Below are 23,708 nucleotides of genomic sequence, written 5' to 3'. Positions count from 1 at the left end.
AGGGGGAAACTATACTATGAATTTTCAACTTACTGATGAACAGGAAATGCTTCGTAAAATGGTCCGTGATTTCGCCAAAAAAGATGTCGAACCAACGGCTGCAGAACGTGACGAGGAAGAACGGTTTGACCGCAGCATTTTCGACAAGATGGCCGAACTTGGCCTTACCGGAATTCCATGGCCCGAAGAATATGGTGGAATCGGCGCTGACTATGTAAGTTACGTAATCGCTGTAGAGGAATTATCACGTGTTTGTGCTTCTACAGGCGTTACCCTTTCAGCCCACCTCTCACTGGCAAGCTGGCCAATCTATAAATATGGTAACGAAGAACAGAAAAAGACATTTCTCTACCGTCTAGCAACTGGTGAAGCACTAGGCGCGTACGCGTTGTCTGAGCCAGGTGCTGGGAGTGACGTTGTTTCCATGAAAACGACGGCAAAAGAAGACGGTGACCACTATGTGCTTAACGGCAGCAAAGTCTGGATCACCAACGGCGGTGTAGCGGATATTTATATCGTGTTCGCAAAGACCGATCATGACGCGAAACATAAAGGAATCAGCGCGTTTATCGTGGAAAAGGGAACAGAAGGATTCTCATTTGGTAAAAAAGAAAAGAAACTCGGGATCCGTTCCTCCCCGACTACAGAACTTATTTTTGAAAACGCCCGGATTCCAAAAGAAAATATGCTTGGATCTGAAGGTGAAGGATTCAAAATTGCTATGACAACGCTTGATGGCGGACGTAACGGTATTGCTGCACAGGCTCTTGGTATCGCACAAGGTGCCCTTGATGCATCAGTTGAGTATGCAAAAGAGCGTGAACAATTCGGTAAGCCAATTGCAACGAACCAGGGTATTTCTTTCAAACTTGCAGATATGGCAACTGAAATTGAGGCATCTCGCCTATTAACCTATCAGGCTGCATGGCTTGAGTCCGAGGGACAGCCGTACGGCAAGGCGTCCGCGATGTCGAAATTGTTTGCCGGTGACGCCGCAATGCGGATTACTGTCGAAGCGGTTCAGGTATTTGGCGGATACGGTTATACCAAGGACTATCCTGTCGAGCGTTACATGCGTGATGCCAAAATTACTCAGATTTATGAAGGAACCAACGAAATTCAACGCCTTGTTATCGGACGGATGCTGACAAAATAAGGGTGGAAAGGCATTTCCGCCGAAGTTTAGGTGAAAAGCTCCGAAGTTCACACGATTTTCGCCGGAGTTCACAATTAGGTTGCTCGAAGTTCACAGTTTCCACGCCGAAGTTCGCAATTTTGAGCGACAACAGGCTAAACTCGAGCGGGCACGACCTGTACTCGAGCGGCAACAAGCCAAACTCGAGCGAGCCGACCACAAACTCGAGCGACACTCCACCAATAATCAAGCCCAGATACACAGAAAGGATGCCAACACCGATGCACGCTATTGTTGAACGGATGAAAAATAAAGATATACGCGCACTCGCCCGGGCAATCACGATGGCAGAAAATGACCATCCGGATAAGCTCGAGATGTTAAGCGATGTTTTTTCGCTGAAAAAGCATGCGCGCTATGTGGGGATAACCGGATCACCCGGCGCAGGGAAAAGTTCGCTGGTTAATCGGATGATCACACATATTCGGAATGAAGGTAAGACTGTTGCCATAATCGCAGTGGATCCGACCAGTCCGTTCAGCGGCGGTGCACTTTTAGGTGACCGAGTCCGAATGAATGAGCATTTTACGGATGATGGTGTTTATATTCGCAGCATGGCCACACGGGGCAGTCTTGGCGGGCTGGCTCGTGCTACTAAAGATGCTGTCCGAATTTGTGATGCTTATGGGTTTGACGTGGTGATAGTTGAAACGGTCGGGGTTGGGCAGTCAGAACTCGATATCATGAAAATAGTCGACACGACTGCACTTGTTCTTACACCAAACAGTGGTGATGTCCTTCAGATTTTCAAGGCGGGAATCATGGAAATTGCTGATTTATTCGTCATCAACAAGGCTGACCTCCCAGGAGTTGGTAAGCTCAAGGCCCTCCTGAAGGAACTTGTCATGATGACAGCAACAGACATCCATGAAACCTCGATTGTCAAAACAATCACCACCGAAAATAAAGGAATCGATAAGCTTTGGGATAAAATCGGTGAACATCACGATTTCCTGTACAGTACGGAAGAGGGCCGAAAACGACGTAAGCAGCAACAGGAGCTTGAAGTTTACGAGCTGATCCGTGAGGAAATCTGGCGTGATGTTAAATCGTATATGGATGATACCCAAAACGACATAACTATCAATGAAGACAGCGATCCATATAGACAAGCACGTGACTTATATAGGAAATGGAAAGAGGAAGGGGGAAACTAGATGGCCCAGGACCGTATCCTTTCTTCGGTAAAAGATGTGGAGTTAGTTGAAAAACGGCGCAACCAGATGATTAAAGGTGCAATTGCACTGTTCAAGGAGAAAGGGTTCCACCGGACGACGACCAGAGAAATTGCCAAAGAGTCGGGGTTCAGTATCGGCACACTTTATGAATATATCCGGACCAAGGAAGATGTGCTTTTTCTAGTCTGTGATGCAATCTATGAAAAGGTTCGGGACCGGCTTGAATCGGCAATTGATCTGGAGAATCCTTCCGTAACAAACCTGGAAAAAGTGATTGAATCCTATTTTTACTTAATGGACGAAATGCAGGAAGAAGTACTTATTATGTATCAGGAAGTCAAATCGCTGAAAAAAGATACGAAAGAATACGTGCTGCAGAAGGAACGTGACATGGTCGGCATGCTGGAAAAAGTGATTGTGACCTCCCTTCAGGACAAAATCACCGAGCAGGACGCCGAACTTCTGGCCAACAATATTTTTATTCAGGGGCAGATGTGGGGTTTCAGACGGTGGATGCTCCAAAAACAATTCACACTGGAAAACTATATCGACCGACAGATTCACTTCCTCATGAAGGCGCTGCCAATCAACAAACCACAACCAGACGAAGCCGGTTGATTTTATAAAAGTTATGCAAGTCAGTCGTGATGTAATTAACCGCAGGGCGATTGAAGCGAAAGATGCGAGACTTCTGCGGGATAGCGAGACAGTCCAAGACCCCACAGTCTGCGAAGGATGAGCAGACGAGGAGGCTTGGCGCGAGCCCGCGAAAAGCGAGCGTTCTGAAGCTGAAAATCTGTAAATTATATTTCAAAGAGGAGGATGACAATGGAACAACCAAACATATACAAATCGACAAATCCTGTCCGTTTTATCACTGCCTCAAGTCTATACGACGGGCACGATGCGTCCATAAACATCATGCGGCGTATCCTCCAGGCAAGCGGTGCCGAGGTAATCCACCTGGGGCACAACCGCTCCGTTGAGGACGTCGTTCATGCCGCCATCCAGGAAGATGCGCAGGGGATTGCGATTTCCTCGTATCAAGGGGGACACGTCGAGTACTTTAAATACATGATAGATCTGCTAAAAGAGCTTGGCGCTGAGCATATTAACGTTTATGGCGGTGGCGGGGGTGTAATTATCCCGCGTGAAATCAAGGAACTGCACGATTACGGTGTCTCTTGGATTTTTTCTCCGGAAGATGGCCGTAAATACGGGCTGCAGGGCATGATCAATATTATGCTTGAGGAATGTGATTTCCTTCCGCCGGTTGACCTGAAAAGTGACCGCGATAAACTGCATGCAGGAGACCGTCAAGCAATTGCCCGGTTTATCACCTACATGGAAAATCACAGTGATGATAACGAAGATAAACGTACGCTTTTGAAAGAACTGCGCGAAAAGGCAAATAAAGCACCAGTGATTGGTATCACCGGTACAGGGGGCGCAGGTAAAAGCTCGCTCACTGACGAATTGATCCGCCGTTTCATCAATGAAATTCCGGATAAAAAAATCGCCGTTATTTCAATTGATCCGACGAAAAAGAAAACCGGTGGTGCGCTGCTTGGTGACCGGATTCGCATGAACGCTATCTTTACTGACCGGGTTTACATGCGTTCACTTGCTACGCGTGAATCCCGCAGTGAACTTTCACAGGCAATTCAGGACGTCATCGATGTAGTGCGGGCAGCCGGGTTTGACTTTATTATTGTTGAAACAAGTGGTATTGGGCAGGGAGATGCTGCGATCACTGATGTAACCGACCTTTCCATGTATGTCATGACTGCAGAATTCGGTGCCCCTTCCCAGCTTGAAAAAATCGATATGATCGACTTTGCTGACTTTATTGTAATCAATAAGTTTGAACAAAAAGGCTCTGAAGATGCCCTGAACCAGGTGCGTAAGCAGTACGAACGTAGCCATATGCTGTTCCATGCAGATAAAGAGAAGTTCCCTGTTTTCGGAACGATTGCCAGTCAATTTAATGATGCAGGAACTAACGCATTGTTTGCATCAATGATTGACACGCTGAATGAGAAATACAGCTGGGATACGCAAATTGATTTCGACCGTAACGTAATTGCGGAAAAACAAAATCTGATTATCACAAACGAACGCCGCCATTATTTACGCGAAATTGCCCAGCACGTAAGGAACTATCACAAGCATGCAGATACACAGAGTGAAACTGCACGCAGGTTGTACCAGCTGCATGGCGCTAAAGATGTACTTGATGAGGAAAACACCGTTAGAACGATCGATAACGCAATTGAAGAAACCGAAGAAAAGCTCGATTCAACGGCCAAAAAACTCCTCGATTCGTGGGATGCGACAAAAGAGCGGTACAGTCAGGACAAAATGACCTTTAAAGTTCGCGATAAAGAGATTGAGATGGATCTGAACACCGAATCGCTTGCCGGTCTTAAAATCCCTAAAGTTGCATTTCCGAAGTACGCCGACTGGGGTGACCGTCTGCGCTGGCTGATGAAAGAAAATGTACCTGGTGCGTTTCCTTTTACCGCTGGAGTATTCCCGTTCAAGCGCAAAGGTGAGGATCCAACCCGTCAGTTCGCCGGCGAAGGAACACCGGAGCGGACCAACCGTCGTTTCCATTATCTGTCGAAGGATGATGAAGCAAAACGACTTTCGACAGCATTTGACTCCGTTACATTGTACGGGGAAGACCCGGCACCACGCCCTGATATTTACGGTAAAGTCGGGGAAAGTGGTGTAAGTATATGTACACTTGAGGACATGAAAAAGCTGTACGATGGCTTTGATTTGACCGATCCGAAGACGTCTGTTTCCATGACGATAAATGGCCCAGCACCAATTATCCTTGCAATGTTTTTCAACACCGCTATCGATCAGCAGGTTGAGAAGTTTAAGGAAGAAAATGGACGCGAACCTAATAAAGAAGAATACGAAAAGCTGTGTAATGAAACAATTTCCGTTGTTCGGGGTACGGTTCAGGCGGATATTTTAAAAGAAGACCAGGGTCAGAACACCTGCATCTTCTCGACTGAATTCGCCCTGCGCATGATGGGTGATATCCAGCAGTACTTTATCGATAAGCAAGTACGCAACTATTATTCTGTATCCATCTCCGGCTACCATATCGCGGAAGCTGGAGCGAATCCGATTACACAGCTTGCCTTCACACTGGCGAACGGTTTTACTTACGTTGAGTATTATTTGAGCCGTGGTATGGATATCAACAAGTTTGCGCCGAACCTGTCGTTCTTCTTTTCAAACGGACTTGATCCGGAGTATACGGTGATTGGCCGGGTTGCGCGCAGAATTTGGGCAATCACCATGCGTGATAAATACGGTGCAAATGAACGAAGTCAGAAACTGAAATATCATATTCAGACTTCCGGACGCTCCCTGCACGCGCAGGAAATAGACTTTAACGATATCCGGACAACGTTGCAGGCGCTTCTGGCAATTCAGGACAACACCAATTCACTGCATACGAATGCTTATGATGAAGCAATCACGACTCCGACTGAAGAGTCCGTCCGCCGGGCAATGGCAATTCAGATGATCATCAACAAAGAGTTCGGTCTGACGAAGAATGAAAATTCCCTGCAAGGTTCATTTATTGTTGAGGAGCTGACTGACCTTGTGGAGGAAGCAGTACTTCAGGAATTTGAAAAAATGAATGACCGTGGCGGCGTGCTGGGTGCAATGGAACGGCAATACCAGCGTGGCAAGATTCAGGAAGAGTCACTATACTATGAAGGCAAGAAGCATTCAGGCGAACTGCCGATTGTCGGAGTGAACACGTATGTAAGTCCTAATCCGCCATCAGAAGATGACATTAATTCCATGGAGCTTGCACGTGCTTCCAAAGAGGAAAAAGAACATCAGATCAGCGAACTGCGTAGATTCCAGGATGCACATAAAGACAGGACGGACGAAGCATTATCCCGTCTTAAAAAAGTGGCCGCATCCGGAGGCAACATTTTTGCAGAACTGATGGAAACTGTCAGATTTGCAAGCCTCGGCCAAATCACTAACGCACTATACGAAGTCGGCGGACAATATAGAAGAAATATGTAACACCATAAAGTAAGCGTTATTGGAAGACGGCGCGGTTGGCCCCGAGTAGTGACTCGAACTATTTCACTATGGTCTTCCACTACGATTGATGCAAAAGAGTTGAGAAAAGAATCCTTTTTTCTCAACTTTTTTGTAGTTACTACTGGCATATTAAGTTATTATTTGTTTATAATGTATGGTATGATTTATGGAGTGCCCGGCTTACATATCCTGGTGGTTTAGCAATTAGGAAAGGGTCGGTGTGATTTATCCACTTGAAATTACACGCTTAAGTAATACTTACAATAAAGTCAGCAGGCGAAAGCCTTAATACATGAAAAAAGGGAGTGCGGTAACGTGAGCTTGAAAAAATACAGCCGCGAAGAACTACAAACAACGCCAATGATTGAACTGGCAAACATGATCTTATCGGAGAAGAAAAAGGCCGTGGATTTCCGTAAAATCTACAAAGAGGTTGCCGATTTCAAAGGATTTACCGAAGAACAAAAAGAGGAAAACCTTGCACAGTTCTATACAGACCTGACAGTTGACGGACGGTTCATGTCAATAGGTTCCAGTGTTTGGGGACTGAAACGCTGGTATCCGGTCGAGCAGACAGATGAGGAAGTTATCGCTGCTCCTAAGAAGAAGAAAAAAGCTAAGAAAAAGAAAAAAGAAGTTAAAAAAGAACAGCCTGAAGTGGAAGAAGATCTGGATGTTGTTGATGATAACATCGAGATTCTTACCGATAAATTCGTGGACCCGGCTGACGACGACGAAGATGAAGTCGATGACTTTGACGATGATGATTTCATTGAGGACGACGATGAAGATCTGGATGATGATCTTGATGATGACAACGATGATACCGATGATGATGAAGAGGACGATAAATAATTACAAGAGGGTCTCTTGACTTTTTAAGCTGGTATGAGTACAATTTTTATTGGGCTCTTTAAATTCGATCGTTCAAAAGCGTTTCCCCCCGCACGTGGGGGAGGCGCTTTTTTTATTTTTTGCAGGTACTTACCCCCTGCGACCTGGAAACATATTAATGAATGAGTTAACCATAATAGTTCATATAGAGAGATGAGGGATGAAAGTGACGAAGTATATTTTTGTTACAGGCGGAGTAGTATCATCATTAGGAAAAGGGATTACAGCAGCTTCACTGGGAAGACTGCTGAAAAACAGAGGTTTGAAGGTGACAATCCAGAAATTTGACCCGTACATTAATGTGGACCCGGGTACTATGAGCCCATACCAACATGGTGAGGTATTTGTCACGGAAGATGGAGCGGAAACTGATCTGGATCTCGGTCACTATGAACGTTTTATTGATATCAATCTGACCAAATACAGCAACATTACAACCGGGAAAGTATATTCAAGTGTCATCAAGAAAGAGCGTCGCGGTGACTATCTTGGCGGTACTGTACAAGTTATCCCGCATATCACGAATGAAATCAAAGAACAGGTTTTTCGTGCCGGACAGGCGACTAAAGCAGATGTTGTCATTACCGAAATTGGCGGTACAGTTGGTGACATCGAATCCCTGCCATTCCTTGAAGCGATCCGTCAGATTAAGAGCGATATCGGAAAAGACAATGTGATGTATGTTCACTGTACGCTCGTTCCGTACATTAAAGCTGCTGGTGAAATGAAAACAAAACCGACCCAGCACAGTGTGAAAGAGCTACGCTCACTGGGAATCCAGCCTGACGCGATTGTTTTGCGTACCGAACTGCCGATCAGTAAAGATATGAAAGAGAAAATTGCACTGTTCTGCGATATTAATGAAAAAGCTGTAATCGAAATGCGCGATGCGGATACATTGTATCAGGTGCCAATTGCACTACAGGAACAAAATCTCGACCAACTGACATGCGATCATTTTGGATTGGATTGCAGTACAGCGGACATGAGCGAATGGAAGCAGCTTGTTGACAAAGTGCGCAACCTTTCCCGGACAGTAACCATTGGCCTTGTCGGAAAGTATGTGGAATTGCCGGATGCCTATCTGTCTGTTGTCGAATCACTGAAACACGCCGGCTTTTCTTATGATACAGATATTGAAATTAATTGGATTAATGCCGAAAAACTTGAAAAAGAAGATCTCCAACAGGAGCTTGAAAAGGTTGACGGAATCCTAGTTCCAGGAGGATTTGGTGACAGGGGAATCGAAGGCAAAATTGAAGCAATCCGTTATGCCAGGGAAAATAAAATTCCATTCTTCGGTATTTGCCTGGGAATGCAGCTGGCAACCGTTGAATATGCTCGTAACGTACTTGGCCTTGAAGGTGCGCATTCAGCTGAAATTAATCCGGAAACACCATATCCGATTATTGACCTGCTGCCGGAACAGAAAAATATTTCCGACCTTGGCGGGACCCTTCGCCTTGGAATTTATCCATGCAAACTGAAAGAGGACACGAAAACTCATGCGGCATATGAGGGGGCAGATATCGTGTATGAGCGTCATCGTCATCGCTACGAATTTAATAATGAATTCCGCGACCAAATGCAGGAAAAAGGATTTGTTTTCTCCGGTACAAGTCCCGATGGCCGTCTAATTGAAACAATTGAGATTGAAGACCATCCATGGTTTGTCGCGTGCCAGTTCCATCCGGAATTCAAATCACGTCCAACTAGACCACAGGCACTGTTCCATGGCTTTATCGGTGCAGTAGTGGAAAAATAATGGGATAATCCCTCATTATTTAAAACGTGACAAAAGACCTAAATAGAGAACGTGTATTCTGTTCTCTGTTTAGGTTTTCGTGTTTTTTTTGGGATATTTTCTACAAAAAAATAAGTTTTTCTGAAATTATGTTCTTTAAAAAGAAGGAAAATTCAAAGGTAGTGTAGAAATTAGATTACAGAAGTAAATATGAGTGGGGATGAGGATGATTAATAAAGCAGAAAAAAAGATCTTAGTGGTGGATGACCAGCTTGGAATCAGATTACTGCTTCAGGAAGTTTTCTCCAATGAAGGTTACCAGGTCAAGACGGTGCAAACTGGGCAGGAAGCGCTGGATGTTATCTATGAAGAATCATTTGATTTGCTTATGCTCGACTACAAATTGCCAGTTGTTGATGGGGTTCAGGTACTTCAACAACTGGACCGGGATAATTACTATATCCCGACCATAGTAATGAGTGGTCTGGCAGAAGATATAATCAAAGAATCACAAAGATTCAGCCTGGTCAAAAAGGTCCTCCCAAAACCATTTAATGTGCAGGACGTATGCGGTATTGCGGAAGAACTGATGAGTGTAAAGGGGTAACGATTACTTATTTCAACAAAGTTAAAAAAAGAATTGAAAGTGTGGCTGGTTTTCGGACCAGCTGCTCTTTTGCTTTGTCCGGACTTTGCGTGCTTTGTTTGTTCTTGCGACTTGCCGTTGTTGTTGGTATTCTTATACTGTAGTTAAATTTTTCAGGTGGATGAGCACATCTATGAGGAGGATATATAAATGCCGTTAGTTTCTATGAAAGGAATGCTCGAAAAAGGCAAAGAAAATGGCTATGCTGTCGGCCAATTCAACCTAAATAATATGGAATATGCCCAAGCCATTCTTCAGGCTGCTGAAGAAGAGAAATCACCAGTTATTCTTGGTGTTTCTGAAGGTGCCGGGAAATATATGGGCGGCTTTAAAGTAGTAGTCGCCATGGTAAAAGCGTTGATGGAAGAGTATGGTACTACAGTTCCTGTTGCAATCCATCTTGACCACGGTTCAAGCTTTGAAAAATGTGCCCAAGCAATCCAAGCTGGTTTCACATCAGTTATGATTGATGCGTCACATGAACCACTCGATGACAACATTGCTCTGACGAAGAAAGTAGTTGAGCTTGCACATATCCACGGTGTATCCGTTGAGGCGGAACTGGGCCGTGTTGGTGGACAAGAAGACGATATTATCGTTGAAGATGCGGAAGCTGCATATGCCATTCCGGAAGAGTGTGAGCGTCTTGTTAAGGAAACAAACGTGGACTGCTTTGCACCAGCACTAGGTTCTGTTCATGGTCCATACAAAGGTGAACCAAACCTAGGCTTTGACCGCATGGAAGAGGTTATGAACCTCACCAATGTTCCATTAGTTCTCCATGGAGGTACTGGTATCCCTACAAAAGATATCAAACGTGCCATCTCACTTGGCTCCGCAAAAATTAATGTAAATACAGAAAATCAGATTGCTCAAGCGAATAAAGTCCGTGAAGTACTTAATGAAAAGCCGGATCTTTATGATCCGCGTAAATATCTTGGACCAAGCCGCGACGCAATCAAAGAAACAGTAATCGGTAAGATGCGCGAATTTGGTTCTTCCAACCAAGCTTAATTAATAGATGGGGCAATCCGTACATATATATGGATTAATGCCCGCAAATAGGTGCCAGGCCATATCACCTCCTTCAAGCGGACTCGGGTGAAAGCCTGGCAACCTTCTTAATATCAGTAAAGAAAGCGAGGGCTCATAACGATGAAATTTTTTATCGATACAGCAAACATTGACGAAATCCGCTCCGCAAACGAACTTGGCATTCTTGCAGGAGTAACAACAAACCCAAGTCTTGTCGCCAAAGAAGGTGTTTCTTTTCATGATCGCCTGAAGGAAATTACAGAAGAAGTATCCGGCTCAGTCAGTGCCGAAGTTATTTCTGAAGATGCTGAGGGTATGATTAAAGAAGGAAAAGAACTAGCGGCAATTGCACCAAACATCACGGTAAAAGTCCCAATGACACTAGAAGGCCTGAAAGCAGTTAAAGCTTTCAGCGATCTGAATATCAAAACAAACGTGACACTTATTTTCAATGCGAACCAGGCATTGCTTGCTGCACGCGCTGGTGCAACTTACGTATCTCCGTTCCTGGGACGCCTGGATGATATCGGCCATGACGGAATGGACCTGATTGCGACGATTGCGCAGATTTTTGACCTCCATGATATTGGCACAGAAATCATCGCTGCATCAATCAGACACCCGCTGCATGTTATTGATGCTTCCTTAAATGGAGCACATATCGCGACTATACCTTACAAAGTTCTTGGCCAGCTGGTAAAACATCCACTGACCGACCAGGGCATTGAAAAATTCCTGGCAGACTGGAATAAACAAAAATAACGTGCATGTAATTGGTAAAATTGTGCAATATAAGAGGAAACAAAAGGAAATTTGTTCTTGGATAAAGTAAGGAAAGTGTTAAGACTTTCTTTGCTCGTTTAGTACTGCTAATGTTTCGTTATGAGGCTTGGTCAAGAAGCCAAGTATTCTAACAACAAAGACGGTTATTCTCGTGAGATTTCGCGGGCTTGACCGGAAAAGACGTCCTCTGCGTCAAAAAGTGAGGTGCTCCACATGCAGAAAATGTTAGTTGAAGGCGGACATCTGCTGAATGGAAAAGTTAAAATTAACGGGGCCAAAAATAGTGCGGTGGCACTCTTGCCAGCAGCACTTTTGGCTGATTCCACGGTAACAATTGAAGGGCTGCCGGAAATATCGGATGTAGTCACACTTGGCGGGCTGCTGGAGGAAATCGGCGGCAAAGTCAGTTGGGACGGGCAGACGGTGCATATTAACCCGGAGAATATGATCTCCATGCCGCTGCCGAATGGGAAAGTGAAAAAGCTTCGTGCTTCCTACTACTTTATGGGTGCGATGCTTGGTAAGTTCAATCAGGCAGTAATCGGGCTACCAGGCGGTTGTCATCTTGGACCGCGTCCGATCGATCAGCATATTAAAGGATTCGAGGCACTCGGAGCCGAAGTAACCAATGAACAGGGAGCAATTTATCTACGGGCTAAAGAACTACGCGGCGCCCGAATTTATCTTGATGTCGTAAGTGTCGGTGCTACAATCAATATTATGCTCGCGGCCGTTAAGGCAAAAGGCCGGACAGTGATTGAAAATGCTGCAAAAGAGCCTGAGATCATTGATGTTGCGACACTGCTCACCAACATGGGTGCCAAGATTAAAGGTGTTGGAACGGATGTCATCCGGATAGAAGGAGTTCCTTCACTGCACGGGTGTCGTCATACCATCATTCCTGACCGGATTGAAGCGGGCACGTATGCAATCGCAGCAGCGGCCCAGGGTAAAGAAGTCATTATCGACAACGTCATTTCTCAGCATCTCGAGTCTGTACTCGCGAAACTACGGGAAATGGGTGTTACGGTGGAAGAAAGCGACGAACAGCTTTATATTGCGCCGAGAAATCCGCTGAAGAGTGTCGATATTAAGACGCTAGTCTACCCCGGATTTCCGACCGATCTGCAGCAGCCATTTACAACCCTCCTGACGAAAGCACTAAACACTGGGGTTGTAACAGACACAATTTATTCTGCCCGCATGAAACATATCGACGAACTTCGGCGAATGAATGCTATAATAAAAGTGGAAGGCGGCTCAGCGATTGTATCAGGACCGGTTCAGCTGGAAGGTGCGCGGGTGAAGGCAACCGACCTCCGTGCAGGCGCAGCGCTCGTCATTGCCGGTTTAATGGCAAACGGAATCACCGAGATTACCGGACTCGAACATATCGATCGGGGTTACGAAAAATTAACAGATAAACTCATCGACCTCGGTGCCAACGTTTGGCGTGAAGACATGACAGAAAAAGAAGTAGAGCAATTTCAAAATTCGTAGAGAAAGCGAAAACGTCCGTTAAGCGACGTACAGAGGCGAGGGAAGTCTCACTAGTCGCTGGGCGTTTGAGCTAGACTAAGAAAGCGGAAGCGACTGGAAAAATCTACGTAGCCCACATAGAAAAAAGCTACGGTATCCGCCTTTTTTTTACCAAAACAAATTGCTCTACCATACAATCTCCATAGTTTAATATCTTCTTGGGATGAGGGTATTATTTTATAAGGGAGAGAGATACGATGGAAAGAAGTTTAACAATGGAAATAGTTCGCGTAACGGAGGCTGCAGCGCTTAAGTCTGCACGCTGGATGGGACGAGGCAAAAAAGAAGAAGCCGATGATGCAGCAACCTCCGCAATGCGTGACGTTTTTGATACAATTCCGATGCAGGGCACAGTTGTTATCGGAGAAGGTGAGATGGATGAGGCGCCAATGCTTTATATAGGCGAGAAACTCGGAACCGGCTCCGGCCCACAGGTTGACGTTGCAGTTGATCCGCTTGAAGGTACCAACATTGTTGCACAGGGGACATGGAACGCACTTGCAGTAATTGCGATTGCTGACCATAAAACCCTCCTTCACGCGCCTGACATGTACATGCAGAAGATTGCTGTAGGACCTGAAGCGGTTGGTGAGGTTGACATCAATGCCTCCACACTAGATAACCTGAAAGCAGTTGCCAAGGCTAAAAATAAAGAAATAGAAGACCTTGTTGCAATTGTGCTTGATCGTCCACGTCATGCTGAATTGATTGAAGAAATCCGCGAAGCAGGCGCACGGATCAAACTAATTCCGGATGGTGATGTAGCTGCAGCAATGAACACAGCTTTCGACGACACCGGTGTTGATATTTTATTCGGTATCGGTGGCGCTCCAGAAGGTGTCCTGGCAGCAGTAGCGTTAAAATGCCTTGGCGGTGAAATACAGGGTAAATTGATTCCGTCCAACGATGAAGAACGGGAACGCTGCAAGAAAATGGGTATCGAAAACCTGGACAAAGTATTCTACATGGATGACTTTTGTGGCGGGGACGATGCAATTTTCGCTGCAACCGGCGTAACTGACGGGGAACTCCTCCAGGGTGTCCAGTTTAAAGGCACAAAGGCCACTACCCAAACAGTGGTTATGCGTGCGAAAAGTGGTACTGTCCGTTTCATCGACGGTGACCACAGCTTAAAGAAAAAACCAAACCTCGTGATGGAACCCGAAGGAAACAATAATTAAAACAACAACGAAGGAAGCCATTATCTCCGGCTTCCTTCTAATTCAATTATCCATTAACTTCTAAAATTAAATATAGAGTTGAATGTTATGACGCAAACAGGTATGATTGTAGATGTTTAATCCACCAGAAGATTGGTTATTATAGTTTATAAAATAAATAAACTTCTATTCTAGCTTCCAACAACTCTTCACTTCTGATAGAAAAAACCATTCATACAATTTAATAAAATGTGTTTACTAATGGAAGTCTGCTGTTTAATGGATACAGTTTCAATACCTTTTACTGCTTTACATAGTCTGGTGAAAGGTCAGTTTTCAGAGTGTTTTTGTTCTCATATCTCTAATATTATTTTCTATTTTCTATTATAAAATGTAAAAATGAATAGGCGTGGTGATTTAATGGCTGAATTATCGATTTCTCACCTGGAGTCATTAACTTTGAAAGAAGTATATGCTCTTGCACGTGAGTATAAGGTATCTTATTATGCAAAACTGACAAAACGTGAACTTATCTTTGCTATTTTAAAAGCGCAGGCAGAAAAAGATGGATTCCTGTTTATGGATGGAGTACTTGAAATCATTCCGTCCGAGGGCTTCGGATTTTTACGCCCCATCAATTATTCTCCAAGCGCAGAAGACATCTATATTTCCGCTTCACAAATCCGCCGTTTCGATTTAAGAAATGGTGATAAGGTATCCGGAAAAGTACGCCCCCCGAAAGAAAATGAGCGTTATTACGGCCTTCTGCATGTCGATGCTGTCAACGGTGAAGATCCGGAAACAGCTAAAGAACGTGTGCATTTTCCAGCACTAACAGCTTTATATCCTGATCGGCTGATGAAGCTTGAACAGGACACGAGAAAACTTTCAACACGCATCATCGACTTGATGACGCCTGTCGGATTCGGACAGCGTGGATTGATCGTAGCACCGCCAAAAGCTGGTAAAACAGTATTGTTGAAGGAGATTGCCAACAGTATCTCTGCAAACCATCCTGATGCCAAGCTGATTATCCTGCTGGTGGACGAGCGTCCTGAGGAAGTAACCGATATTGAACGCTCCGTACATCCTGATGTAGACGTTGTCAGCTCTACATTTGATGAAGTACCGGAAAACCACATCAAGGTATCCGAATTGGTACTCGAGCGGGCGATGCGCCTGGTTGAGCATAAGCATGATGTTATCGTTCTGATGGATAGTATTACACGCCTTGCACGTGCATATAACCTTGTAATCCCGCCAAGCGGACGTACGTTGTCCGGCGGTATCGACCCTGCTGCCTTTCATCGTCCAAAACGGTTCTTTGGTGCAGCACGTAACATCGAGGAAGGCGGAAGCTTCACCATTCTGGCAACTGCGCTTGTCGATACAGGCTCCCGTATGGATGATGTTATTTATGAAGAGTTCAAGGGAACAGGTAACATGGAGCTTCACCTTGACAGGAATCTTGCTGAACGACGGATATTCCCGGCAATCGACATTCTTAAATCAGGGACTCGAAAAGAAGAGCTTCTTGTCTCAAAAGGTCATCTGGATAAAATATGGGCAGTCCGCAAAACCATGCAGGATTCGCACAATTTCCTCGACCGGTTCCTGAAACGAATGAAGGCGTCGAAAAACAACGAAGAATTCTTCCAGCAGATGGAGGAGGATATGACCCGTCGCGGCACGAAAAAGTAATTTTTTTCGGTAAGTGGGCAGCCTGATCACACAGTACTTGGAAGTTACTTTGCTATTGCAATAAGCTTTACGGACTGTTATAATCTTTTTATGTGAGTTTAGATAAGGTATCGCACCTATGACGGCTCTTACAATAACTCTGTTTCAAAGGATTCAGGGCAAAAAGGAGTGGAAAGACATGAAAAAGGAAATTCATCCGGAATACAGAAAAGTTGTATTTCTAGATACTAGCTCAGACTTTAAATTCTTGAGCGGATCAACACAGAACTCTGAAGAGACAATCGAATGGGAAGATGGCAACACTTACCCATTAATCCGTGTTGAAATCAGCTCAGATTCACATCCATTCTACACAGGTAAGCAAAAAGCTGATAAAGTCGGCGGCCGTGTAGACCGATTCAAGAAAAAATATAATATGAACTAATTGGCCTAGCCAATAACTTCATTTATAAGAAAAACAGGCAAATTGTCTAACTTTGCCTGTTTTTTTACTTTCATTTTTAGGTTTTTCGCCAAAAAAAAAGTCGAACCTTGAGTTTTCTAATCGAAAATAGTGGTAAACTGATATAAATACATAATAATTATTAGGTTGAAGGGAGATTCCGTTCATGTATGTAATGAAACAAAGCGGTTGGGTAGAGGTGATCTGCGGAAGTATGTTTTCCGGTAAATCAGAGGAACTGATCCGCCGTGTCCGCCGCGCCACATACGGTAATCTTGCAGTACGTGTATACAAACCGGCAATTGATGACCGGTACTCCGACGATGCAGTCGTGTCACATAATGGAACATCAACAATTGCCCGCCCAGTAAAGAATTCTGATGAAATTCTTGAAGATATAGATAATGAAGTCGACGTGATCGGAATCGATGAAGTACAATTTTTTGATGAAAATGTTGTCGCTGTCGCAGACGAACTGGCCAACCAGGGTATCCGCGTAATAATCGCTGGCCTGGATACTGACTTCCGGGGCGAACCATTCGGTCCCGTGCCAAAGCTGATGGCCCTGAGCGAATCAGTCACCAAACTGAACGCAATCTGCCCAGTTTGTGGATCACCAGCCAGCCGCACCCAGCGCCTGATCAACGGGGAACCAGCATCTTACGACGACCCAGTCATTCTGGTCGGCGCATCCGAATCATACGAACCACGCTGCCGTCACCATCATGAGGTGCCGAACAAACCCAGTAACCGGGTGGTAAAAACATTATCCAAGCTTTCGTTACGATGAGGCTGGGACAAGAGTGTATAAGTTATGTAATAACCCGAACTATCTTCATAAGATAGTTCGAGTTTTTATGTTAGCTTGACTTCGTATTAACTATAAACTGCGACGTAACTCGTAGCTTCGCTCCGGAAATACATTCCGCTTTCCGCGGGCAACGCTTCAACTTCCTCGGAAGAAGACCACTTCCTGCGGGATTTTCAGCTGTTGCTTTTCCCGCTGGAGTCTCCATGTATTTCCGTCGCTGGGTTGAAGTTGATTTATACTTATATCAACGCCAAACGCTTATTAGCGCAGGCAGAATGCGTAGACTCCTGGGGGAACAGCACGAGTCCGAAGACCCCGCAGCGGCGTTCGTTCCGCGAGGAGGCTGAGGCCGTGCCCCCGGAAAGCGAAGTATTCTGACGTAGCGGTAGGTACGGCTGTTATGTCACAGTTTCTATCAACTTTGAAATAAAATCCAACTATAAAAAGATAACATTATAATGCTTCGTGCCTAATTCGTTCGTCTTTAAAATGTTAAGTTAAAGTTATGTCCCAGCCTCTTGTTTGGTATCATTTTAAATACATTCGTAGCTGAAAGGCTGAGTAGAGCATGTTCGCTGATAAAAAGGCTGTGTGCGCTGAATTAAGTGAAGCAGCGCACCCACTCCACCCCACGCATCCCATTCTCAATAATTTTGACCTGCCTTAGTGAGTATACTATAATTATACTGTTAATCAGAAAGAGGTGACCGTGGTGTTAGACCGTTTACAAACTTTGGAGCAGCGCTACAATAAATTGAATGAATTACTTAGTGATCCGGACGTAATCAGTGACACGAAGAAATTGCGCGAGTACTCGAAGGAGCAGGCAGGCCTTGAGGATGTTGTTCAGGCGTACCGCGAATATAAAGATGTAACGACACAGTTGGACGATGCGAAAACAATGCTTGATGATAATCTTGACGATGAAATGCAGGAAATGGTCAAGATGGAGATTGATGAATTAAAAGAATCCAAAACCGAATTAGAAGAGAAGATGAAGGTTCTTCTTTTACCTAAGGATCCGAACGACGATAAGGACGTGTTCATGGAAATCCGCGGTGCAGCTGGCGGGGACGAGGCCGCGCTGTTCGCGGGGGACCTTTACCGCATGTATTCTCGTTACGCCGAGAGTCAGGGCTGGAAAACGGAAGTTATGGAAGCGAACACGACTGGTGTCGGTGGCTATAAGGAAATTATTTTCCTGATTAAAGGTACTGGCGCGTATTCCAAACTTAAATACGAGAATGGTGCACACCGCGTGCAGCGTGTGCCAGAGACGGAATCTGGCGGACGCATCCATACTTCAACAGCTACTGTGGCGGTTCTGCCGGAAGCGGAAGAAGTGGAAGTCGAGGTCCACGAAAAAGATATCCGTGTGGATACATTTGCATCCAGCGGACCAGGCGGGCAGAGTGTTAACACCACCATGTCTGCTGTCCGTCTGACCCACGAGCCGACTGGAATTGTGGTATCAATTCAGGATGAGAAATCACAGATTAAGAATAAAGAAAAAGCGATGAAAGTTCTGCGCGCCCGTATCTATGATAAATTTCAGCAGGAAGCACAGGCTGAATACGATGAAAGTCGTAAATCTGCAGTGGGTACAGGTGACCGTTCGGAGCGGATCCGTACGTATAATTATCCGCAAAATCGGGTAACCGATCACCGTATCGGGCTGACTATTCAAAAGCTTGATCAGATTATGGAAGGGAAAATTGATGAGTTTGTCGATGCGCTGACAATGGAAGAACAAGCTAAAAAACTTGAGCAAATTGGTGAATAATAGATGAAAAAAGAATCCAAACAGCATGAAGTCCTTCGATGGGCTTCTCTTTTTTTAGAAGAGCATAACCGGGAGCCGCGCGTGGCTGAATTGCTCCTCCAACATTATATGGAGGTGTCTCGCTCAGAATTTTATATGCGGATGCACGACCCAGTACCGCCGGCCGTTATTTCGCAGTTTGAAGCAGCGGTAAAAAAACACGCCGAAACTGGTATTCCAATCCAGCACCTTATCGGGTATGAATATTTTTACGGCAGAAAATTCCGGGTGAATGAGCACACGCTGATTCCAAGGCCTGAGACCGAGGAGCTCGTTCAGCAGGTTATTAAGTCGGCGCCAGCCACACCCCATACCATTATAGATATCGGAACGGGGAGTGGAATTATCGCAATTACTCTCGCGCTAGAAATCCCCCATGCGACTGTCTATGCATCCGACATTTCAGATCACGCGCTCACAATAGCGCGCCGGAACGCTGAATCATTAAATGCTAATGTCCAATTCCGGCAGGGTGATTTTCTAAAACCGTTTCACGGGGAAAAAGCAGACATAATCGTTTCCAATCCCCCATACATTTCCCGGTCGGAGGAAAAAGAACTGTCGGACACTGTGAAGGACTTTGATCCTGAGCTCGCATTGTTCGCGGAGGATAACGGGCTTGCTGCCTATAAAAAAATAACTGCACACCTGAAAAATGTCAGCGAACCCGGCGCCCAGGTATTTTTCGAAATTGGACATGAACAGGGCGACGCGGTCAGCAGTCTAATCAAACGTGAATTCCCGCAAAGCAGCATTCAAATCATCCAGGACATCAACAAAAAAGACCGTATCGTAAAAGCAGAATTAAAATTTTAATAGAATGATAGTTTAAAAAAATTACCCCCTGTCCATACTGTTTGTAAATCAGTTGGAGAGGGGTTTTTTACAGTGAGGAAACTGGCTGTTATCGCAATTATACTATTTTCTGTTTTACTAATTATACCCGTTCAAAGTTTCAGCAATGAGGCAAGTTCACAAGCCGAAATCAAAGTTATCCCGGACGATGCGATTCGGTTGCGAATCCTGGCAAACAGCAACAATAAAGCTGATCAGGAACTGAAGCGGACGGTCCGTGACGAGGTAAATGCGGTTATTTCCAAATGGGTGAAAAATATTAAGGATATAGATGAAGCACGTAAACTAATTAACAATCGAATTCCTGAAATCCAGAAAATAGTCGGTGAGACGCTGGAAAGGGAAGGTAAACAACAGCAGTATGAAGTAGAATATGGGAAAAACGTAACATTCCCGGCAAAATTGTACGGCTCTTACATGTACCCGCCAGGCGAATATGAAGCAGTACTCATTACGCTAGGTAAAGGGAACGGAGCGAACTGGTGGTGTGTACTATTTCCGCCGCTATGTTTCCTAGACTTTTCAAATGGTACGAGTGTAGCAAGTGTAGAACCACTTGATGAGAAGAAAGAAGAGAAGCTTGAGAAAAAAGAGAAAGAGACAGAAGTGAAGTTTTTCCTTTTTGAATGGTTCGGCTGGTCATAGATTTTATAGTTTCCGCATAAAATGCTAGAAAACAATCCAATCAATGAGGTGATTATATGAAACTTATTCCAGCAAACCAGGCATCCGAAGAGAAACTTGAATGCTTTTTCCAGAGCAACCCTGAAGTAAAAACCGATCTTCTTTTACAGATTGGATATATCGTGGAACTTAACGATAAAATTGAAGGGTGCTTCGTCCTTGATTCATTTGACGATGAAATCTATTGGCTGAAACAACTGTACGTGACAAAAAATGCTGCAGCATTATTGCCCGTCCTAGTTGAATCAGTTTTAGCACTCGCCAAAAAACAGGAAGCCAGGGAAGTATTTGTCCACAGTCACCAGCCAATGGTCGATGTTTTACTGGAATCACTACAGTTCTATCCACAGAAAGACAGCGTTTTAGTGGATAAGTACCCCGCAAAGAGTGGAAATTGGTGGTCTTATCAGGTTTCCTGAGGACTTATTCACAGTTATCAACAGAAATTTGTGTGTAACCTGTTCAGAACGTGTGTATATTCAGGGAAAGTTATTAACAATCTGTAGATAAGTTGTTCAACCAGCCGGTTAAAAGTCGGCAACTATACTCCTTTTTTAAATAAGCAATCCCACCAGAATTGGAATAGTTCTCCTATTCCAGAAGGGATGCTTATTTTTTTATTTTGTGGATAACCCTGTGCACAACATACAGAGGACTTATTTTTTTGCGAAAAAAAGGACCATCGTCTAAAATTAACGGTAGAAAAGAGGGACAACGATGGTAGAGACAAAACGATGGACAGTGACTGATCCAGTTGAAAATACACAAGTAATTAAAAAGGCTGCAGTTCTTTTAAAAGAAGGACAGACGGTGGCTTTTCCGACTGAAACCGTGTACGGACTTGGCGCCGATGCGACAAATGAATCGGCGGTATCAGGGATTTTTCGGGCAAAAGGGCGTCCCGAAGACAATCCACTGATTGCGCACGTCGCTACAAAATCACAGTTGCAGAAACTTGTCAGCCATCTTCCAGCAGTTGCTGAAAAACTGATCGATACATTCACTCCTGGCCCGCTTACACTGGTTCTTCCAAGCAATGGGACGTGTGCTACTAACGTAACTGCAGGTTTATCCACAATTGGGGTGCGGATTCCAGACCATCCTGTAGCCCAACAACTGCTGAAAGAATGCAATATACCAGTTGCCGCGCCAAGCGCCAATATTTCCGGACGGCCAAGCCCGACAACTGCCGACCATGTCTGGAGTGATTTGAACGGAAAAATTGCATGCCTTGTTGATGGAGGCCCAACCGGACTCGGTGTGGAATCCACGGTAGTCGATTGTACACAAGAATTACCGATTATCCTCCGTCCAGGTGGTGTTACAAGGGAGCAGTTGGAAGTAGCAGTAGGTACGGTAATGGTCGATCCCGCACTTGCAGGAAAAGAAGGGCAGCCAAAAGCGCCAGGTATGAAATATACCCACTATGCACCGGAAGTCCCAATGTGGCTGGTGGCCGGTTCATCCGAGCGAATTCAAAATATAGTCATTAATGAGCGAGCCAATGGAAAAAAAGTAGGTGTTATGGCTAGCAGCGATACAGCTCAACGCTTAGAAGCCGATCGAATTATTCCGCTTGGCACGTCACTGAATGAGGTGGCTTCAGGTATGTACGACGCACTAAGGGAATTTAAAACCGGCGATGTCGATCTTATTTTATGTGAAACATTTCCTGAAGCAGGTATTGGCCAGGCGATTATGAACCGGCTTGAAAAAGCAGCTACCCACTTTTTAAAGGACTGATTGACATATATTCCCTGGGACATGCATAGAATGAATTAGCATGTCCGAGGAGGAAACTGGATGTCTATCTATCAGTTGGGCGATGTTGTATCGCTGGGGTTTATGGCAATTGCACTTGGAATGGACGCATTCTCTGTCAGTCTTGGACTAGGGATGCAGGAAGTACGACTGAAACGGATTGCGGTAGTGGGAATGGTCATTGGTCTATTTCATATGCTTATGCCGTTTTTGGGAATTGTCCTGGGTCAGGTTATCTCAACCCAAATTGGTAACATGGCTAACCTGATTGGCGGGCTGTTACTGGTTGGGATTGGAGCCCAGATGATTTTTTCTGCGTTTAATCATGGTACAAAAAAGCTGGTACAGCCAGTTGGGGCAGGGTTATTCTTTTTTGCCCTGAGTGTTAGCCTCGACAGTTTCTCGGTCGGCCTCAGCCTAGGTCTCTCAGAGGTCAAGACGGTCATCGCCCTTCTGCTGTTTGGTGCAGCCAGTATGGTACTGACGTGGGCTGGAATGATTCTTGGCAGAAAAGTTCACGGGTTGCTGGGTGCTTACAGCGAAATTCTCGGCGGAAGCATCCTGTGCGCATTCGGATTAAAAATATTATTCGGATAAGATTTTCTGTCTAGGCAGAAAGTCTTTTTTATTGGGCACAATTACAGATATAAATTTGCGCGATTTGAGCAGCGTAATTGTCTGACATTAACCTTAAATCTATGATATAGTTTGATTGTGGATTTATTTCATTGGAGGTTTCCAATATGAAAATATTGTTTGTATGTACAGGAAACACATGCCGCAGTCCGATGGCGGAAGCATTGGTTAAGCATAAAATAAGCGGTGTCGAGGTCCAATCGGCAGGAATTTTTGCCGGTCGCAATCAGCGGCCCAACAACAATGCAATCGAAGCACTGCAACAAAAAGGTATTTCGCTGGATTCGAAATCCCAGCCAGTTACCGAAAAACTGCTTCACTGGGCAGATTTAGTCATCACCATGACGACCCAGCACAAGCAGTCGCTGATATTAGAATACCCCAATTTCCAGGAAAAATATTATACATTAAAAGAATACGTCTCTGACTCTGACAAAAAAGTCTGGGATGAACTCAAAAAAGCATATGCCGATTACGAGGAAAAACGCTCCCAATTTATCCATAACAATCAGCACGAGCTGGATAATTACCGTCTGGAGGCAGAAATTGAGAAGAAGTTCCGGGACGATATCAAGCATATCCAACAGCTTGAGTCGAATCTGATTAATTATGACATTTCCGATCCGTTTGGCGGGGACCTCAGAACCTATCAGGAAACCCTCGATGAACTGGAAAAATATATTGATGTACTCGACAAAAAAATAAAAAAGGATAACGCTTAAACTATTCACGG

At 44.8% G+C, this 23,708-nt stretch carries 21 protein-coding genes; all 21 read left to right on the top strand.

All coding sequences use genetic code 11. The features are described 5' to 3' along the window. Positions 1-16 precede the first annotated feature (16 nt). The 21 genes from ACFO3D_RS07765 (at position 17) to ACFO3D_RS07665 (ending at position 23,697) form a co-directional block, all read left to right on the top strand. Positions 17-1,156, top strand: a complete 1,140-nt coding sequence (locus ACFO3D_RS07765; RefSeq protein WP_390294478.1) for an acyl-CoA dehydrogenase — start codon at positions 17-19, stop codon at positions 1,154-1,156. Between the two features lie 260 nt (positions 1,157-1,416). Then, complete coding sequence (gene meaB / locus ACFO3D_RS07760) at positions 1,417-2,352, top strand: methylmalonyl Co-A mutase-associated GTPase MeaB (RefSeq protein ID WP_390294476.1); 936 nt, start codon at positions 1,417-1,419, stop codon at positions 2,350-2,352. Continuing rightward, a complete protein-coding gene (locus tag ACFO3D_RS07755; RefSeq protein ID WP_390294474.1) occupies positions 2,353-2,991 on the top strand; it encodes a TetR/AcrR family transcriptional regulator in 639 nt (212 codons plus the stop codon). A gap of 210 nt (positions 2,992-3,201) precedes the next feature. After that, positions 3,202-6,441 (top strand): fused isobutyryl-CoA mutase/GTPase IcmF, encoded by a 3,240-nt coding sequence (gene icmF, locus ACFO3D_RS07750; protein ID WP_390294472.1) that lies wholly within the window; start codon positions 3,202-3,204, stop codon positions 6,439-6,441. A 336-nt stretch (positions 6,442-6,777) separates the two neighbouring features. Beyond that, positions 6,778-7,317 (top strand): DNA-directed RNA polymerase subunit delta, encoded by a 540-nt coding sequence (gene rpoE, locus ACFO3D_RS07745; RefSeq protein ID WP_390294470.1) that lies wholly within the window; start codon positions 6,778-6,780, stop codon positions 7,315-7,317. Between the two features lie 205 nt (positions 7,318-7,522). Beyond that, positions 7,523-9,121, top strand: coding sequence for a CTP synthase (locus tag ACFO3D_RS07740; protein ID WP_390294468.1), 1,599 nt, complete (start codon positions 7,523-7,525; stop codon positions 9,119-9,121). 205 nt (positions 9,122-9,326) lie between these two features. Further along, the gene (locus tag ACFO3D_RS07735; protein ID WP_390294466.1) at positions 9,327-9,707 is read left to right on the top strand and encodes a response regulator; all 381 of its coding nucleotides are present in this window, start codon (positions 9,327-9,329) and stop codon (positions 9,705-9,707) included. Between the two features lie 189 nt (positions 9,708-9,896). Next, entirely contained in the window at positions 9,897-10,760 is an 864-nt protein-coding gene (gene fba, locus ACFO3D_RS07730) for a class II fructose-1,6-bisphosphate aldolase (RefSeq protein WP_390294464.1), read from the top strand. Positions 10,761-10,901: 141 nt separating this feature from the next. Next, positions 10,902-11,543 (top strand): fructose-6-phosphate aldolase, encoded by a 642-nt coding sequence (gene fsa, locus ACFO3D_RS07725; protein ID WP_390294462.1) that lies wholly within the window; start codon positions 10,902-10,904, stop codon positions 11,541-11,543. Between the two features lie 234 nt (positions 11,544-11,777). Then, positions 11,778-13,064, top strand: a complete 1,287-nt coding sequence (locus tag ACFO3D_RS07720) for a UDP-N-acetylglucosamine 1-carboxyvinyltransferase (protein ID WP_390294460.1) — start codon at positions 11,778-11,780, stop codon at positions 13,062-13,064. 236 nt (positions 13,065-13,300) lie between these two features. Then, a complete protein-coding gene (gene glpX / locus ACFO3D_RS07715; RefSeq protein WP_390294458.1) occupies positions 13,301-14,284 on the top strand; it encodes a class II fructose-bisphosphatase in 984 nt (327 codons plus the stop codon). A 399-nt stretch (positions 14,285-14,683) separates the two neighbouring features. Next, entirely contained in the window at positions 14,684-15,964 is a 1,281-nt protein-coding gene (rho, locus tag ACFO3D_RS07710; RefSeq protein ID WP_390294456.1) for a transcription termination factor Rho, read from the top strand. Between the two features lie 178 nt (positions 15,965-16,142). Next, positions 16,143-16,388, top strand: coding sequence for a type B 50S ribosomal protein L31 (locus tag ACFO3D_RS07705; RefSeq protein ID WP_390294454.1), 246 nt, complete (start codon positions 16,143-16,145; stop codon positions 16,386-16,388). Positions 16,389-16,572: 184 nt separating this feature from the next. After that, positions 16,573-17,196 (top strand): thymidine kinase, encoded by a 624-nt coding sequence (locus ACFO3D_RS07700; protein ID WP_390294452.1) that lies wholly within the window; start codon positions 16,573-16,575, stop codon positions 17,194-17,196. Between the two features lie 733 nt (positions 17,197-17,929). Further along, entirely contained in the window at positions 17,930-19,000 is a 1,071-nt protein-coding gene (prfA, locus tag ACFO3D_RS07695; RefSeq protein WP_390294450.1) for a peptide chain release factor 1, read from the top strand. A gap of 3 nt (positions 19,001-19,003) precedes the next feature. Continuing rightward, complete coding sequence (gene prmC / locus ACFO3D_RS07690) at positions 19,004-19,855, top strand: peptide chain release factor N(5)-glutamine methyltransferase (protein ID WP_390294448.1); 852 nt, start codon at positions 19,004-19,006, stop codon at positions 19,853-19,855. 72 nt (positions 19,856-19,927) lie between these two features. After that, entirely contained in the window at positions 19,928-20,539 is a 612-nt protein-coding gene (gene spoIIR, locus ACFO3D_RS07685) for a stage II sporulation protein R (RefSeq protein ID WP_390294446.1), read from the top strand. 56 nt (positions 20,540-20,595) lie between these two features. Then, entirely contained in the window at positions 20,596-20,997 is a 402-nt protein-coding gene (locus tag ACFO3D_RS07680; RefSeq protein ID WP_390294444.1) for a GNAT family N-acetyltransferase, read from the top strand. 298 nt (positions 20,998-21,295) lie between these two features. Beyond that, positions 21,296-22,321 (top strand): L-threonylcarbamoyladenylate synthase, encoded by a 1,026-nt coding sequence (locus ACFO3D_RS07675; RefSeq protein ID WP_390294442.1) that lies wholly within the window; start codon positions 21,296-21,298, stop codon positions 22,319-22,321. Between the two features lie 60 nt (positions 22,322-22,381). Continuing rightward, positions 22,382-22,936, top strand: coding sequence for a manganese efflux pump MntP (locus ACFO3D_RS07670; protein ID WP_390294440.1), 555 nt, complete (start codon positions 22,382-22,384; stop codon positions 22,934-22,936). 146 nt (positions 22,937-23,082) lie between these two features. After that, positions 23,083-23,697 (top strand): arsenate reductase/protein-tyrosine-phosphatase family protein, encoded by a 615-nt coding sequence (locus ACFO3D_RS07665; protein ID WP_390294438.1) that lies wholly within the window; start codon positions 23,083-23,085, stop codon positions 23,695-23,697. Positions 23,698-23,708 lie beyond the last annotated feature (11 nt).

Origin of the sequence: Virgibacillus kekensis (genome assembly GCF_042654125.1) — a bacterium.
Classification (GTDB): domain Bacteria; phylum Bacillota; class Bacilli; order Bacillales; family Amphibacillaceae; genus Lentibacillus; species Lentibacillus kekensis.
The sequence above is the reverse complement of the archived record's forward strand: the minus strand, read 5'-3'. Positions and strand labels throughout refer to the sequence as shown.

Coding starts and splice junctions, on each gene's coding strand:
- ACFO3D_RS07765 (WP_390294478.1), top strand. CDS start 17: ATGAATTTTCAACTTACTGATGAACAGGAAATGCTTCGTAAAATGGTC.
- meaB (WP_390294476.1), top strand. CDS start 1,417: ATGCACGCTATTGTTGAACGGATGAAAAATAAAGATATACGCGCACTC.
- ACFO3D_RS07755 (WP_390294474.1), top strand. CDS start 2,353: ATGGCCCAGGACCGTATCCTTTCTTCGGTAAAAGATGTGGAGTTAGTT.
- icmF (WP_390294472.1), top strand. CDS start 3,202: ATGGAACAACCAAACATATACAAATCGACAAATCCTGTCCGTTTTATC.
- ACFO3D_RS07735 (WP_390294466.1), top strand. CDS start 9,327: ATGATTAATAAAGCAGAAAAAAAGATCTTAGTGGTGGATGACCAGCTT.
- fba (WP_390294464.1), top strand. CDS start 9,897: ATGCCGTTAGTTTCTATGAAAGGAATGCTCGAAAAAGGCAAAGAAAAT.
- fsa (WP_390294462.1), top strand. CDS start 10,902: ATGAAATTTTTTATCGATACAGCAAACATTGACGAAATCCGCTCCGCA.
- ACFO3D_RS07720 (WP_390294460.1), top strand. CDS start 11,778: ATGCAGAAAATGTTAGTTGAAGGCGGACATCTGCTGAATGGAAAAGTT.
- glpX (WP_390294458.1), top strand. CDS start 13,301: ATGGAAAGAAGTTTAACAATGGAAATAGTTCGCGTAACGGAGGCTGCA.
- rho (WP_390294456.1), top strand. CDS start 14,684: ATGGCTGAATTATCGATTTCTCACCTGGAGTCATTAACTTTGAAAGAA.
- ACFO3D_RS07705 (WP_390294454.1), top strand. CDS start 16,143: ATGAAAAAGGAAATTCATCCGGAATACAGAAAAGTTGTATTTCTAGAT.
- ACFO3D_RS07700 (WP_390294452.1), top strand. CDS start 16,573: ATGTATGTAATGAAACAAAGCGGTTGGGTAGAGGTGATCTGCGGAAGT.
- prmC (WP_390294448.1), top strand. CDS start 19,004: ATGAAAAAAGAATCCAAACAGCATGAAGTCCTTCGATGGGCTTCTCTT.
- ACFO3D_RS07680 (WP_390294444.1), top strand. CDS start 20,596: ATGAAACTTATTCCAGCAAACCAGGCATCCGAAGAGAAACTTGAATGC.
- ACFO3D_RS07675 (WP_390294442.1), top strand. CDS start 21,296: ATGGTAGAGACAAAACGATGGACAGTGACTGATCCAGTTGAAAATACA.
- ACFO3D_RS07670 (WP_390294440.1), top strand. CDS start 22,382: ATGTCTATCTATCAGTTGGGCGATGTTGTATCGCTGGGGTTTATGGCA.
- ACFO3D_RS07665 (WP_390294438.1), top strand. CDS start 23,083: ATGAAAATATTGTTTGTATGTACAGGAAACACATGCCGCAGTCCGATG.